This window comes from Microcoleus sp. B4-D4 (genome assembly GCF_036705185.1).
Taxonomy (GTDB): Bacteria; Cyanobacteriota; Cyanobacteriia; order Cyanobacteriales; family Microcoleaceae; genus Microcoleus.
Window position 1 is genome coordinate 197851 of record NZ_JAUBTX010000007.1, and the last position, 14845, is coordinate 212695.

The window sequence follows — 14845 nt, forward strand, 5'->3', positions numbered from 1 at the left end:
TTATTTATTGTCCAATACGGTTCATTTAAGACAGTCCGTTCAGTAAAACAATGTGAAAAACAGACGGGATTGCTTTCCTACCCTTCACCGAACGCCTTCGGCGAACGGATCGCGAAAGCTAACGCGAAGACGCTCGCAATGACAAAAACAGTTAACCCAAGCGTATTGAGTTATTGTCTAGATATCGCAGCAGTTTTTGAGAGTACAATCGCACTCTCCCTTTCTCCCCCTCTCCCTCTCTTCTTTGCTACATTCCAACCTTCAACTCAGAACTGCACTCTCTTCCCCTCTCCCTCTCTTCCCCTCATTCCCAATAGACACTTTAAATGCGTAGCAGTTTAATGGGCGGTTGACGCCTCACTTGCTTGAGAACCGCTATATACATAGCAAGTGTACTGTGTTAATGCTAGCGTCTCACGGGGCAGGGTAATCGCGCAGTGAGGTGGAAGTCTACCGCTTTGTTGGTTCCTGAACCAAAACCCATAATTTCTACCAAAATCAGTCCTACTCCCAGTTGGTTTTTTGGGAATTTCCTTTCTCGTTCTTTCTTCTACCTATCGGTAGTAAGACAGAAAAGATTCATTCTTAGAGTGACCAATGCCTCCCAATTATATCAATCTTCTTTCCCAACTAATAGCCAAACCTGATTTTCACCAAAATAACTTCCCAGAAGCAAGCCACTTGCAGTCAACTGCAACAACCGATTTGTGTGAATTTTTAGGCGAAGAGGTTATTTATCAGACAATCGCGACTGCTACAACTCCTAAGCTGTACAAAATTCCTCAAGACTTGCCACCTTCAATAATTTCTGCTTTGCACCGCCAAGGCATTCAACAGCTTTATTCGCACCAAATTAAAACACTCAAAGCCGTGCGCCAGGGCAAAGATGTCATCCTCAGCACAGCAACAGCTTCTGGCAAATCTTTAAGTGCGTACTTGCCTATTTTAGAGGGCATTCTCCAACATCAATTTACTGCACTCTCTATTTATGGCTTGAAAGCTTTAACAGCCGACCAAAGTCAAAAAGTTGCCGATTTGCTCCACCTGATTCCTGAGCCTGCGCGCCCGCGCCTTGCTCTTCTAACTGGGGATACTCCTCCCCAAACCAGAGAACAATTATTGGCGGCAAATCCTAGCATAATCAGCGCAACACCAGAGTTGATTCACTATGCGCTAAAAGGCGTTCACTGGAGTCAGCCTTGGCAGCATTTTTTAAGTCGCCTCCGCTATATTGTCCTAGATGAAGCTCACACTTTTAACGGAGTTTACGGAGCTAACATGGCTAGCTTAATTCGCCGCTTAAAATTGGCAGTAGACGAGCGCGGGGGTTGTTCTCAAAAACTGCAATTCTTAATGTTGAGTGCTACCGTTGGCAATCCAGTTCAATTAGCGAAGTTACTATCTGGTAGAAGTCGAAAGCGAAATCTCAATAAACCCGAGCGGTTAGTTTGGATTAACTCTAGCGGAGCTGGTGTTCCAGAACGGCAATTAATTGTTACTAAACCGACTCATGATGCTAATTCCGATGTTGCTCGCATCATTATGTTTTTGTTGCAGCAAGGGCAAAGCGGAATTTGCTTCGGTAACGGCAGACAAGCAATTAAGAACTTGTGGGCAACTTTTAAGCAAGAAGCTGTAACTCAAACTAACTCTGGAATTGAGTCGCAAGTAGCAATTTTCTACGGCAGTTTAACAAGCGAGCGCCGCATGGAAATTATTAACTCTTTGCAGTCAGGAACAGTTAAGTGTATCCTCAGCACTAGCGCTCTCGAAGCGGGTATTGATTTGCCTCAACTTGACTTTGCTATTATTAGGGGATGGCCGGGAAGCTTGCAAGCTTTCAGGCAGAGGGCTGGCAGGGCCGGTCGGACAAACTCCGGTTTAATTGTCTTCATTCCCATTGCACAATCACCTTTGGATAACTATTTTGCCGAGCGCCCTGAATTATTGCTGTCGGCCGAATCTGAATTGGTGAGCTTTAATGCCAATTATCCCATAGATATTGCCAAACATTTGATGTGCGCGGCTGTCGAAACAGGCATTCGGGTCAATAAGCTCAAGCACTACTTTGGCAAGAACGCTCCTCAAATTGCAACGGCTTTAATTGAGCAAGGTGTTCTTCACAGAAGCCGGGATAAATTATGGGCCAAGGGCTTTCCGCATAAAGATGTAAACTTTCGAGGGGGAACAGGTTCTAGCACGATACAACTGGTGGATGCGGATACTCAAGAAGAGATTGAACTCCTCAGTGCGGAGATTGCTTATCGAGAGGTATTTCCTGGTGCTATTTACCGCACGCAAAACTCAGACGGCTGTTTGGTGACTTATACTTCGCGCTCGCTCTTGAATGGCAAAGCTATTTTACAAAACATCCCTGAAACTGGACTGTTTACTATAGCGATTAGCCGTACTGATACCAGTATGGCGCAGAATTTGAGTTTGCCTCAAGAAATCCCGTTGGTTATTCCAGCAGTTGAAGGAAATGTTCAAACCAATTCAAGGGATAGTAAGGCAATTCCAGCTCAAGCTATTCTGGAACTGGTTTGGGGAGAAATTAGCCAACTCGTCACTGGTTATCAATTATTAACTCGCAATTACGAGTTAACTTGTCTCAATAGAAAGTGTGTCAATTACAGAGAGCATTTACCAAAATGTACTGCCTGTCCTGTTTGTGGCAAAAGAACTCGCTCTGCTGAGCTAACATCGGTTCTTAATGAGGTAAACTTTGAGCAACCTTACGAAATCAAATTTGCGACTCCTGTACTGCAAATTAGTTTTAATTCCCCAGTTGAATGTTATCTGCAACAGGTAGTAACAGCTACTCGCCAGGAATTGCTTCAGTCTCAACAGCCAATTCCTCCCGGATATCAGCAATTGTGGGAGTACCCCGCGAATTTGTTGGCTATTCACAGTTTCGGTCATCAAATTTTAGCTGCTTTACCTCTGACTATTTTGGCTTCAGCTAATGATGTGAATTTTCTGGTAGAGAAGAGAGGTGCAAATGACTGTGTAGGACTCTTTTACGATTTAGCAGAAGGGGGTTCGGGAACCTCGGAAGCTATTTTTCGTTCTCTCCCTCAATTAGCTCATGCGGCTGCTGATTTAGCCCGCAGTTGTTCTTGCAGTTCTGGCTGTCCTAAATGTTTGATTCAGTCGGGATGCCCTGATGGTAACAAAGCTTTACTCAAGCAGGTGGGGCTGCTGCTGTGCGAAGCATTTTAAGAATGGGAAAGGGGAAGGAGAAGGGGAAGGATAGAAAAAGCTGATTATTTGGGGAGGTAAAAGGGGGTAGAAGGGAAAACAATAACCTGTTTTCCCTTTTATTACCTCTAAACATTTACATTTAGTTGCAAATACTTTTCCAAAAACTAATATTTTTTTTTTGCTTCTCTCTCACTCTTATACATTTGGTTTAATAAATAAAAGCAAAATTTAATCTGTCCTTTATCGTCCCCTTCCCCTTCTTAAAATGTGCGAACCGCTACTGCGGTTTTTAGGGGTGCATTTTTCAGACTTGTACTCGTCAGGAACCTCAGCCTAAAGGCATGAGGCTTGCCGGAGAAATCCAGTAAGCCATTCTGACCAGCCACAGTCTTAACTGACTACATTTCGAGAGTCACGACACCCTTAGATGCGTGCTAGTCTTCTGCTCTGTCGCTAACAATTAAACAGTTTTACGGTCACTGAAACAGTGTTGTTAGCTTAACAAGCTCTTGAAATATTGGCGAAGCAAACATTACCCCGCAAGGGAGAATTTCATGCAAAACTATACCTTTGTACTGGATCCAAATAAACAACCACTACATCCCGTTCATCCTGCCGTGGCTAGAAGATTACTCTCGAATGGCGAAGCTGCGGTCTTCCGTAGATACCCATTTACCATCATTCTTAAACGTGCTGTCAATACAACTGAACAGTCGATGGCGTTCCGCCCCGCAAGCTACGAGATCAAACTCGATCCCGGTAGTAAAACTACGGGAATTGCGCTACTAAAAGGTGAAAATATCATCTTCGTAGGTGAGCTAAATCACAGAGGACAAGCAATTAAAGCTAGCTTGGATTCTCGTCGTGCTATCCGTAGAAGTCGTCGAGCTAGACATACCCGCTACCGTCAAGCGCGTTTCCTAAATCGCATTCGTCCGAAAGGTTGGCTAGCTCCTAGCTTAAAACATCGAGTAGATACTACGCTGACCTGGGTCAACAAATTCATCAAATTTGCACCCGTAAATAGTATTGCGATGGAGTTAGTTCGATTCGACCTTCAACAACTAGAGAAACCTGAAATTTATGGGGTCGAATATCAGCAAGGCGAATTACTTGGGTACGAAATCAGAGAATATCTGCTCAACAAATGGGAGAGAAAATGTACTTACTGCAAGGTAGAAAATATTCCTTTGCAGGTAGAGCACATTCATCCCAAGGCAAAAGGAGGTAGCAATCGAATCTCTAATCTGTGTCTAGCTTGCGAAAAATGTAATCTCAAGAAAGGTACTCAAGATATTAACGACTTCCTTTTAAAGAAGCCAGATTTGCTCAAGCAAATTATGGCACAAGTCAAACAACCACTCAAAGATGCTACCGCCGTCAACTCAACCCGCTGGGCATTGTTTAATCAACTCAAGCTAACGGGATTACCTGTTACGACGGGTTCCGGCGGACAGACAAAATACAATCGCACTCGATTAGAGTTGCCCAAAACTCATTATTTTGACGCTGCTTGTGTTGGCAAGGTTGATAAATTAATTGTGTTAACCACTCAACCATTGTTAATCAAGGCCAACGGTCACGGCACTCGACAAATGTGCCGCACTGATAAATTTGGTTTTCCATCTCGTTATGTACCTCGTGACAAATTTGTCAAAGGTTTTCAAACTGGCGACATTGTTAAAGCAGTAGTAACCAGGGGAAAGAAAGTTGGTCAATATATTGGTCGAGTGGCTGTTCGCAGCAGTGGCTCTTTCAATATTTCGGCAAAAGAATTGGTACAAGGTATTAGCCATAAATACTGTCAGACTCTTCAGAGGAAAGATGGATATTCATACCAATTTTAACTCAAGTAAAGCCCTCTTAAAAGACGGGGTTTCTACCCATTATTTTGATGAAAAACAAGCTTGTCTTGCCAATTATTGACTCCAAAACTAGAGAGTCAATGCTGTTACATTTCAGAAATCAACCCTATAAACCAAAGAAAAAGCAAGCTTTAATCCCCAACCTAAAACGAGATTTAAAGCCGGGCTGGCTTTTAACAATTCTCGCACAAATAGACCGATGTTTGTGGGGAAGGTGGGATTATTGGGCTTTGTGTCAAGCTGTCCCCAGTCATGCCTGGATGCGGTGGAAGATGGAGCCAATGCTAGCCCTTCTGGAGAACAGAAAACCCGAAAGCTTACCCAAATTTGTAATTGAGGAAACTTTGCCAGCAGAACCGATTCCCCAAATCGAATGGCAGCATTCTCCTACCGCAGAAGCCATGTTAGATAATAGCCTCAATTGCATTCCTCAACATGGAGAATGGAAAACTTGGTCAGCTTGGGACTATTTGGAGTTTTTCTTGGACTGGGTTTTGTTCGCATTCGGACATCCAGCTTATAAAATGTTACCCAAAGAACCCACCGGCTGTGAAGGTGCATCCATGCGTCTTTATCAGATGTTTGACCTGTCAATTCTCATGCTGTATCCTGAAGATTACATGGGCCGGCTGCTACCCCAAATTTGCGGAAAGACTGCTCAAAAAAGTTCAGGGTTTTATCCGACACCCTTAGCTTTGTGTCAGTTGATATCTAAGTTGGTCAGTGGTGATAAGACAGAGCGAATTTCCAGTTTCAATGAACCTGCGTGCGGTACGGGTGCTTTAATGTTAACACAGTCGAATTACTGTCTGAGCGGTATCGGTCAAGATATAGACCCTACTCTGTTAAAATGCGCTTTGTTTCAGTTTTATCTGTTTTCACCTTGGCTGGCTGTTCCGATTTGGTGGTTGGGTCAAACTGATTTGCTCCTTGGCAATACTTTAAGTAGCGATCGACCTCAATCAATGAACGCCACTTATTGGTACAATGAGTGGTTTGAGCCTGTCGAGTCTCAGGCTAAAAATCATACTGATTGTCCAGTCGAACATGAAATAAGTTCAGGAGAAAGCTCAGAAGTTATTGACTTGAATGAGAAGACATCAATTCACTCAAATCCAGTAGTTCAAGAAGTTGTTAAGGGCAAACGCCGACCCAGAAAGATGACGACATCGCCTCACCAATTTACGCTGTTTAATTTAGACGATTTCTAGTCCAATGCTACTTGCCAAACAAGGGTTGCGGTGCAGGTGAAGAGTTGAGTAAATCGCATTTAAGGTTTTTCTCACTGTTAGCAACCAAGCTACCGATATTGCTGGCAAGCTATCACGCATGAGTTCGTATTTCGGAAAGCAACAAGCCGAAGAAAGCGCCGTCAGACACTCAGTTGCGAGCGCGACTACACAACCAATTTAGGGTGCATAAACGTCAGAACCACTAATTTATCAATGTCTATGCACCCTAAACGCCGGTAATTTAGGGTGCATAAACGTCAGAACCACTAATTTATCAATGTCTATGCACCCTAAACGCCAGTAATTTAGGGTGCATAAACGCCAGAACCACTAATCTATCAATGTCTATGCACCCTAAAAACTTAAGGCTTGAGCTTGCCCAGATAGAACGAATGATGCTTGCCGCCTTTACGAAATCTCAAGTAGGCATAAGGGCCGCATCCTTTGATTGTCTTGGATTCGATGTATCCCGTACTACCGCGCGCACCAGTAGCAGCCATTTTTTCTTCTCGTTTTTCTTCCCAGTCTGAGTCGGCTTCCAACTCCGAAAACCTTTTCTCTTCAGCGTCAATTAGCACGTCAATTGCATCCTTCAGGTACTTGAGCTCTTCCAGCTTAAGTTGATAGCAATCCTGCAACACGCTGTGCAGCGTTGCAATTTTCACGGAACAACTGCGCTTTTTGGGCATAACCAGTCAAATTTATGGGGCAAAAGCGATAGCATACTCTGCAAATATCGAGTCATTGCACCCTAAACTGATAGAGCACAAGCGAGCTAAAGTTTCCACTCAAACCTCGTGTCTTGTACAATTTTTAGTATAGGCTTACCGCTTGTTAAAACTGTAGCACAGATATAAGGTCGAGCATGGGACGGAAACAGAGATCGCCTTCAGGCATTGTTTTTCGAGCGCGAGTTGCGCGACAGACACCAGAAAAACTTGAAAAGCTTGCAGCTTCTATGGGTCACTTGTACGGAGGCAAGGGAAAACCCGGTGCCCTACTAGATATGCTGGCATCTGGAGATTTGGTTCTCGTACCCAAAACCGCAACAGATGTCATAAAATCTGTGGCACAGTTTTTGGAAGAAACCTCGCCACCGGCCGTCAAATTGGATCGTAAGCGGGCGGACGGTACTCAAACAATTCCTGCGGGGTCACAGCAAATCTAGACCGGTCTGTTCCTGATGTTGGTAAAGCAAATGATGCTTGATTGCGAATTGCTTGAATGTCCTCAGAACTCCGTTCAGAAGACAGCACAAACTGAGTCCTTTGATAGCGCAACTCAGCAATTGTTATCTCGTCGGGCTTCCATTTACAGATGGTGAGTGCTTGGGAAACAGCTAATCGTCTCTAATCTCACAGAAGAAGGGATTAAAACTTTGCGTTTTTTTCCATCTACTTGTAAGCGCATACTACTTATTTAGTTGAAATAACTTGCTTGAAGAACACTTTAGTTGGTGGTAAAGTTTTCTCTTTATAAGCAAATAAAAACTCTAAATTTTCTCTGGCTTTCGAGTAGAAAATTGGTAAGTTTTTCTCCATGTTTCTACAATAAAAGGGGAGGCCGTGTCAGGCGATCGCCTGACAGGAGTATTTTTGCTAAAAGACTATCGAATTGAACGCGAAGTATGAATATTCTCAACATTGCTTCAGGCTCTGTAACAGTTGAGGGTGAAGGATGTGGGGTATAAATTTTTAATCCCATTCCGCACTCCCGGACTTTTTCTGTGGCGATCGCCGCTATTGCTCAGCCTTTTATGCTCTGAGCAATGTACCTCCTTACTCTATCCGACCTCAATCAAACTATTCATACTAGCCCACTACAAGAGCCACCTCTTGTTCCTTCCTATCTGCAAGAACGCTTACAACTGCTTGTCAAGCAAAATTTAATGGGATTACCTGTCGAGCCAATTCTCAACAGTCACCCTCAGTTCCAGCAGTGGGTTTTTCAGCTCAAAGAACTATCGCCATCACTATTTTTACCGCAGCGAAAACTGTTTGTTGACATTCCAATTCAAACAAAACTAGACCGAACAAAAAGGGGAGTGACAGAAGAAAACTCTTCCCCTTCTCCTCCATTCAAAGTAATACAAGTCCGTACAAATGTGGGTTTAGTCAAAGGAACACCCAGACTATTTGAGTGGGCGATTCGCCATCCTGTACTGACTTGGCAAGACCGAGTTAAGTTATGGGTAGCTGCCGAATTCTTCGATATCGAGCCTCACAAGCTGCAACTAATTATTTTGGCACTGCATCCGACTCAACCAGCAAAAAAAGTTCAGTTTGCTTGGGACAGCAAGCAACACCGAAAAATTCAAAATTGGCTTTTGACTACCATTGAACGAGAGACAGAACAAACAGTTATCAAGCTCAATGGTTATCTAACATCTCAACCGAAGGAAGTAGCAACAGCAATCAATTTGGATGAAATCAATTTGGATGAAATCAACGAAGTGTCGATATAATCCGTTCACATTTTATTGTCATCCTCCTATCGAGAGATATCCACCTATTCCCGACGCAATCGCCCATTAATACTTTTATTCTCTCGATAGGAGGATGACACTATTTAATATGAGGAAAAACAATATAGAATGGATAAAATGTAGTAGGAATTTTAACCGTGACTGCAATTACCCCCACCCAACCAAAAACAAGCCAACTAAAAACCATCCTGATAGTTGAAGATGACCCGATGATGCAGCTCGGTCTAAAGCATATCCTCAATCAGCAACCCCATTTAACAGTTGTCGCCCAAGCTGTTAACGGTAACGAAGCCGTCAGTGTCGCACTGCAACACCAACCAGACATTGTGCTGATGGACATTGACTTGCCCGGAATCGACGGTATAGCAGCCGCGCAGCAAATCAGAGCCGCACTGCCGCATACTCGCATCCTGATGCTCACCCACCACAGCAATCCAACTCAAGTTATGGCTGCTTTGTCAAGCGGCGCTCACGGCTACTGCGTTAAAGGCACTAACGCAGAACAACTTCTACTAGCGATTGCGACTGTGCAAGAAGGTAGCAGCTACCTGGACCGTAAAATTGCCGACTGCGTGCTGCAAAATCTCAAAACGCCACAGCCCGAAAGCTATGCGAATGACGACATCAAGCTGACACAACGGGAAATGCAGGTTTTGCAGCAGCTAGTTGAGGGTAAAAGCAATAAACAAATCGCCGCTCAACTAGGAATGAGCGTCCACACCGCCAAAGGTCATGTAGAGATGATTATAGCTAAATTTGAAGCGAGCGATCGCACCCACGCCGCCGTTAAAGCACTGCGCTTGGGGATGGTTTAGGCGTTGGAATGCAGCTTCTAATTGTTCTAAAAAAAGTGGTTTTTGAGGCGTAGCCATCGCGCTGCAAATTATGACATCTTGTCACTCTTCAAACTTTGGCAATGTCAACCAAAATATCGCTCCTTTTCCCAATTCGCTATCAACACCAATCTCTCCGCCGTGAGCCTCAACAATTTGCCTGCAAATGTAAAGTCCCAATCCCAACCCTTGCCTTAAACTAACTCCAACTCCCCTCGTATAAGGCTCGAATAATCTTGCACATTGCTGAGGAGAAATTCCTGCCCCATTGTCTGCAACCGTACAGCGAACCATGTCACCTTCCTTTTTAGCTTCTACAGTCAAAATAAACCCAGATTGATTGTATTTAACAGCATTGTCAATCAGATTGCCAAAAACCCGCCAAAGCTGCTGAGCATCAGCATTGACTAAAGGCAAATCTGCTGGAAAAAGCTGCTTTACCTTGACTCGATGCTGGTTGAGAATTGGTAATCTTTCAATAAGAATATTTTGGACTAAAGCGGGCAGTGACAGCGGCTTGATTGCTAAAGAATCACTTTTTATATCAAACTGTTGTGTTGCTGTTAATGACTCAATCAACTGGAGTTGGCGCGAACAACTTTGCACCATAACCTCCACAGTCCGCCTATCAATAGCAATGTTACTGGCAGCATCATTGAGACGACTTCGCAGCAGCAGCGACATTCCCGACAGAGGCGTTCGCAAATCGTGAGAAACAGCGTGCAACAGCATTTTTAAATTAGCTTCTGCTTGCTGTCTTTCTTGAATTTCCTGGCTTAGCTGAACATTTTGTGCAGCCAATTGCACGTTAGCGCAGCGAAGTTGCTGCTGCAAGCGCTGCATTTTAAGTTGGGCAGATACCCGCGCTAACACTTCAACAGGCTCAAAAGGTTTTATAATGTAGTCAGCACCGCCCGCCTCAAACCCTTTTACTTTGTCAAATACGTCATCTAAAGCGCTGATGAAAATTATAGGGATATCACAAGTAGCTTCAGATGCTTTAAGTTGACGGCAGACTTCATAGCCATCCATACCGGGCATTTTTATGTCGAGCAAAATCAAGTCTGGCGCTTGCAACTCTACTGCTTTTAAAGCTCGCTCTCCACTAATCAGCTTCCTGACCTTGTAACCGTTTTCAATTAGCAGTTGAGACAGCAGTTGAATGTTGGCTGGAATATCGTCAACAATCAAAATGTCAGCCAAAAATTGTTCAGTTTTATCCATTATCGATCGCCAAATGACAGATTTTTAAGTTTTTTCCGAATATTGTCAACCGCTATTTTTTCAGCCGCGCTGTTCGCACCAGCAGCATTGACTGGCGACTTAACATCAGCCACAGTCACGGGTTCTTCTGGATCGTTCGGATGTGGCAGCAATTGGTAAGCGAATCGAATCCGCTGATCCAGCTCTTCATCTATATTGAGCAGTTTACCCGTCTGCCGCTCTACTGACAAAGCTTTCGCCCGCTTTTCAAGCTGCTGTCTGATGCTGCTGTCCCACAGTTCTTCAGACTCTTTGGCTCGCTTGATGTCGCCGGGCCGCACCGGAATCTTGAGAGGGTAGGGAAATAAAGCTTCCGTTCCCGTTGCGTAAGCCGGTGAAGTGATGACGCACTTGCCTTGAGGAAACCTCAGAATTTCGTCAGGGCTAATCAGCGGTTTCTTTTGCAACTGTTCGCTCCAGTTGACAGAACGGCTCGTTTGCTGCCCCGTCGAACTGCCGGTCGATCGATTTTTTACCAGCACTTCCACTTCCCCGTACCGCTTAGAATATTTTTCGGCTGTCTCAAAATCGCCGGGGTTGAAGAGAACGTGAGTTGACAGAGCACTGGCGATCGCCGCCCCTTTTTTATCCCCATAGAGATTATAGAGTTGATTGAGCGATTGAATGCCAACAATCGGCACGCCGCCAGCAGAACGATATTCGTTAGCCCACTGATCCATTCTGTCAAACTTGAGAGAAGGAAACTCGTCTAAGCAGTACAAAAATGGGTCAGAACGTATCCGGCTCAAATTAGACACCACACATAAATGAATAGCAGCAGCTAACAGCGGCCCCACTACAGTGCGCCTTTGGTCATCTAATTTGAAAATAATGCACTTTTTGCCTTCTAAAGCAACCGGAATAGTGCTGCGACCAATAAATGCCCGCAGCAAATCTTTTTGAATGAAACTGGAGTAGGTTGCCTCTGCGGTTGCCTTGATGCCCGCCACTGTTTTTTCAGCATCTTTTGAACTTAATAACTGCGAAAAACTAGAGGCAATCCACCTGTCCATTTTGAGGGGATGACCGTCGGGTCGGTGGACGGCGTGGTCGATGCGCTTGACCAAATCTGGCAGTTGAATAATTGCGTACACAAAAGCTAAATCCGGGTAAGGACTGCTTTTTGCCAACTGCACTAAACCCTTCGCCATCAACTCGCCTGCTTTCTCAAAAAACTCATTGCCTTTACTCTCCCCCGGACTAGCATTTCGAGCAATAACTTGTCCAATTTCTGCTGCCATTACTGCATCTTGTGCATCTCTCATAAAATCCAGAGGATTGATAGTGCCGCTGTAAGCTTCCCCTGGCGCAAACACTTGCACATCGTAGCCATAGCGCACTGCAAGGGGTGCAAGCACTTTCATCTGGTCTCCTTTTTTGTCGTAAATAATGGCAGGAAAACCTTGCTGGAATGCACTTTCAACCATCCGGTCAATGACGCTGAATGTTTTGCCAGAACCCGGAGCACCAATGACTAAAGTTCCGCGTTCTGCGTGGGGAAACCAAACCGTCGGATTTGCACCTAATAGCGTTTGCAATCGAGCACTCAATCCCTGACAACCTTTAAACCAATAAGTCGGCGTACCGCTCCACAAAGTAACGGGCTGCCGTTTTTTTTCTGTCATTTGCTTGAGGGCAGAACCTGTGGCTGCCAATTTCTCAGCCGTCCCGCACAGCCGCCCGGAGGTAATTTTACCCTTCCCGTTTCCAACTAATTTGGAAGCAATAAGTAAGCCAGCCATTAGTCCTAACATTGCCAGTCCCTCTGGCTTCATAAACTGACCCAACAAGCCGCCCAAATCTATGCTAGTTAACGAACGTTTAGGAGGTTGAACTGCCATTGGTATCAAGGTAACTTTGTTAATTTTAGGCAAATATTGCAAATTGTTCATGTTTGTTGCTTGTCAATAGTTTTGTTTGTTACCTAAAAAAACTCAATCTTTTAGATAGCGGCTATCGCCTCTAGGGAGAGACAATGACAAAATAGGGAAACAATGGTAAGAAGTAATAACGCAAAAACTCCAAGTAAGACAGTACAGAATTCTACTGGAAACTCCAACAGGCAAAAGAACAAGAGTGCTGATTATTACGAAATAGATCCGGAGCTATTAAACGGTGAATACAACCAAATTCGCAAGCCCTCTTTGCCCTACGGAATCGTGATTAACGATAACCCAGCAGGTATTTTGCTCCCGAACGACCAGCTTGTCAAAGCGGAATGGCACGTAATGCCTAATGTTGAGGAATTGACAACGGTCGAACTCAGCGAAGAAGTGACAGGCTTACTGCTCCCAAAAGCGAGAATGTTGGTATTAGCTTTTGTGCCTGAGTACATCCGCTACAAAGATATTGAAGAAAATGGAGAATTAGCAGGTAGTTTTATTGGGCTTTACGACGAATATCGCGATTCCCTCGATAAAAAGACGCAGGAAGTGTGTTCCGAACACGCTCTCATCTTTCTAAATCCCAAAAACCAACCCCTGCATCAGGTACCGATTGTCGTCCGCTTCAAGAATGTAGCCCTCTGGAGCTTTAAGAGCGCTAGAGAAGAATTTTACCGCAATTTAGAACGGGCATTTGCTGATTGCTTTGGGAGAGATTACAGCGGTAAAAATGACAAGTGGCGCTCTTTGGGAGTGTTGAATGTCGAATTTAGAGCTATCAAAGAAGGAGAAGGCAAAAATAAATCGTTTTGCTGCAAAACTCACAGCATTACTCAGCCAACTGATGCTAATTTTCACAAGCTATTTCTCGGTCAAAAACAACAAAAGAAATTGATTTGGGGACTGCACAATAACATTGCTGGGTTCATTGACGCTAGCGATGCCGGGTTGCCAGCTATAGCCGCTGGTGCCGAACCTGAAGTCCAGGCGTTGCCAGAAAGCGTAACTAACCGCAAAAATCGAGGTAAATTGTCGCCCCCTCGCAAAATTGCACAAGTTGAAGGAGGAACAGACTCAGAATTAGAGGAGTTAGATGAATTTTCCGAGGCGGCTGAGGTTGAAGTTGAGGTTGATTCAGAAGAAGATTTTGACTTCGATGAACCCGCCCCCTACTAAACACTAACCATCTTTGAAAAGCTGGCTGTCAGCAAGTTGATAGGTAAGGCCGTCGTAGCAAAATAGAAGGTGGCGGCGGCCTTCTTTGGAAAGCTGATTCACTCCTAGACAAGGCAAACCCTCGTGCGAGGAACTGTTAGCCTTAAACAAAGGAGTTTTCGGCGGTTTATGGGGGTCGAGATAAGCTGCAAATACTTCTGTTGGCATTTGACTTGAATCATTAGGAATTAAGTAGCCAACATAAAGGCAGCCTTTTGTGCCGCACAGAGCGGAATTATTGAAATCATAAAGGTTCAGCCCTCCCACCGAGCCCTTAACTTGCCACACTCGCATTCTCTTAATTGCTTCCGCCGCTGCACTTTGCCCAGCCGCTACTTTGAGTTCTGGAAGGCTGCTGTGTTCCTTTACGATTAGGGTTAAAGTTTCTTTTGGAGTGACTCGCAAAGCTTGTTGCCAAGAAGCTGGTGCGGTTGTTGCTGAACTAGAATTCGTGCAAGCAACTGTCCCCAATAATAGCGACAGGGCGGTAAAAACTGTCAAACCAATGCGAAACCAGTAACCAAGTTGATTTAACCAAACCGGGGGATTGACAATCTTTTGGCTGCCTGCTATTTTTTGCTTAACTCGATTTTGTTCAACCATTTGTTACTCCAATTATACAAAATAACAGAGAAAAAAGGACAATAAAGCGGAAGAAAAAGACACGAGAAGAGAGATTTTTTTGCTTAAGTAAGCTGTTGTATGTCTTAAATTTACAGTCAATTTTAATGACTTCCTTATCGGAATATAAAACGACTATGCAATTTAGAGCGAGAACAACTTAGGAACAAGTCATATCAAATCCGTTGATATCGGAATTATTAATCTCTCTCTTTTCTTTCTCTGCGTCCTCTGCGTCCTCTGT

At 44.3% G+C, this 14845-nt stretch carries 12 protein-coding genes; 7 read left to right on the top strand and 5 right to left on the bottom strand.

All coding sequences use genetic code 11. The annotated features are described in order from the left end of the window. The first annotated feature begins 597 nt into the window (after positions 1-597). From QUB13_RS09130 to QUB13_RS09140, 3 genes are all read left to right on the top strand, one after another. Positions 598-3222, top strand: a complete 2625-nt coding sequence (locus tag QUB13_RS09130) for a DEAD/DEAH box helicase (protein WP_333380198.1) — start codon at positions 598-600, stop codon at positions 3220-3222. Between the two features lie 536 nt (positions 3223-3758). Continuing rightward, positions 3759-5051: an RNA-guided endonuclease IscB gene (iscB, locus tag QUB13_RS09135; protein ID WP_333380199.1), complete on the top strand. Its 1293-nt coding sequence runs from the start codon at positions 3759-3761 to the stop codon at positions 5049-5051. Positions 5052-5098: 47 nt separating this feature from the next. After that, complete coding sequence (locus QUB13_RS09140) at positions 5099-6280, top strand: hypothetical protein (RefSeq protein ID WP_333380201.1); 1182 nt, start codon at positions 5099-5101, stop codon at positions 6278-6280. On the opposite strand, the gene QUB13_RS09145 is transcribed toward QUB13_RS09140, so the two are convergent. Next, positions 6266-6400 carry a hypothetical protein gene (locus QUB13_RS09145; protein ID WP_333380202.1) on the bottom strand — a complete coding sequence of 45 codons (135 nt, stop codon included), beginning with the start codon at positions 6398-6400 and terminating at the stop codon, positions 6266-6268. The genes QUB13_RS09140 and QUB13_RS09145 overlap by 15 nt on opposite strands. A gap of 263 nt (positions 6401-6663) precedes the next feature. Then, positions 6664-6990: a hypothetical protein gene (locus tag QUB13_RS09150; RefSeq protein ID WP_333057834.1), complete on the bottom strand. Its 327-nt coding sequence runs from the start codon at positions 6988-6990 to the stop codon at positions 6664-6666. 176 nt (positions 6991-7166) lie between these two features. Between QUB13_RS09150 and QUB13_RS09155 the strand changes: the two genes are divergently transcribed. From QUB13_RS09155 to QUB13_RS09165, 3 genes are all read left to right on the top strand, one after another. Then, positions 7167-7469, top strand: coding sequence for a hypothetical protein (locus tag QUB13_RS09155; RefSeq protein WP_106331799.1), 303 nt, complete (start codon positions 7167-7169; stop codon positions 7467-7469). A 600-nt stretch (positions 7470-8069) separates the two neighbouring features. Further along, positions 8070-8765, top strand: coding sequence for a hypothetical protein (locus QUB13_RS09160; RefSeq protein WP_333380205.1), 696 nt, complete (start codon positions 8070-8072; stop codon positions 8763-8765). Between the two features lie 158 nt (positions 8766-8923). Next, entirely contained in the window at positions 8924-9601 is a 678-nt protein-coding gene (locus QUB13_RS09165; protein WP_333380206.1) for a response regulator transcription factor, read from the top strand. An 81-nt stretch (positions 9602-9682) separates the two neighbouring features. Here QUB13_RS09165 and QUB13_RS09170 read toward each other — a convergent pair whose 3' ends face one another. Together QUB13_RS09170 and QUB13_RS09175 are read right to left on the bottom strand one after the other, a co-directional pair. After that, positions 9683-10843, bottom strand: a complete 1161-nt coding sequence (locus QUB13_RS09170) for a hybrid sensor histidine kinase/response regulator (protein ID WP_333380207.1) — start codon at positions 10841-10843, stop codon at positions 9683-9685. Next, on the bottom strand, positions 10843-12774 hold the full coding sequence (locus QUB13_RS09175) for a type IV secretory system conjugative DNA transfer family protein (protein WP_333380208.1): 1932 nt from the start codon (positions 12772-12774) through the stop codon (positions 10843-10845). Before QUB13_RS09175 ends, QUB13_RS09170 begins: the two co-directional genes overlap by 1 nt. Positions 12775-12876: 102 nt before the next feature. Here QUB13_RS09175 and QUB13_RS09180 point away from each other — a divergent pair, with 102 nt between their 5' ends. After that, complete coding sequence (locus tag QUB13_RS09180; protein WP_333380210.1) at positions 12877-13941, top strand: DUF5895 domain-containing protein; 1065 nt, start codon at positions 12877-12879, stop codon at positions 13939-13941. Between the two features lie 3 nt (positions 13942-13944). On the opposite strand, the gene QUB13_RS09185 is transcribed toward QUB13_RS09180, so the two are convergent. Next, on the bottom strand, positions 13945-14583 hold the full coding sequence (locus QUB13_RS09185) for a hypothetical protein (RefSeq protein ID WP_333380211.1): 639 nt from the start codon (positions 14581-14583) through the stop codon (positions 13945-13947). Between the last annotated feature and the right edge of the window lie 262 nt (positions 14584-14845).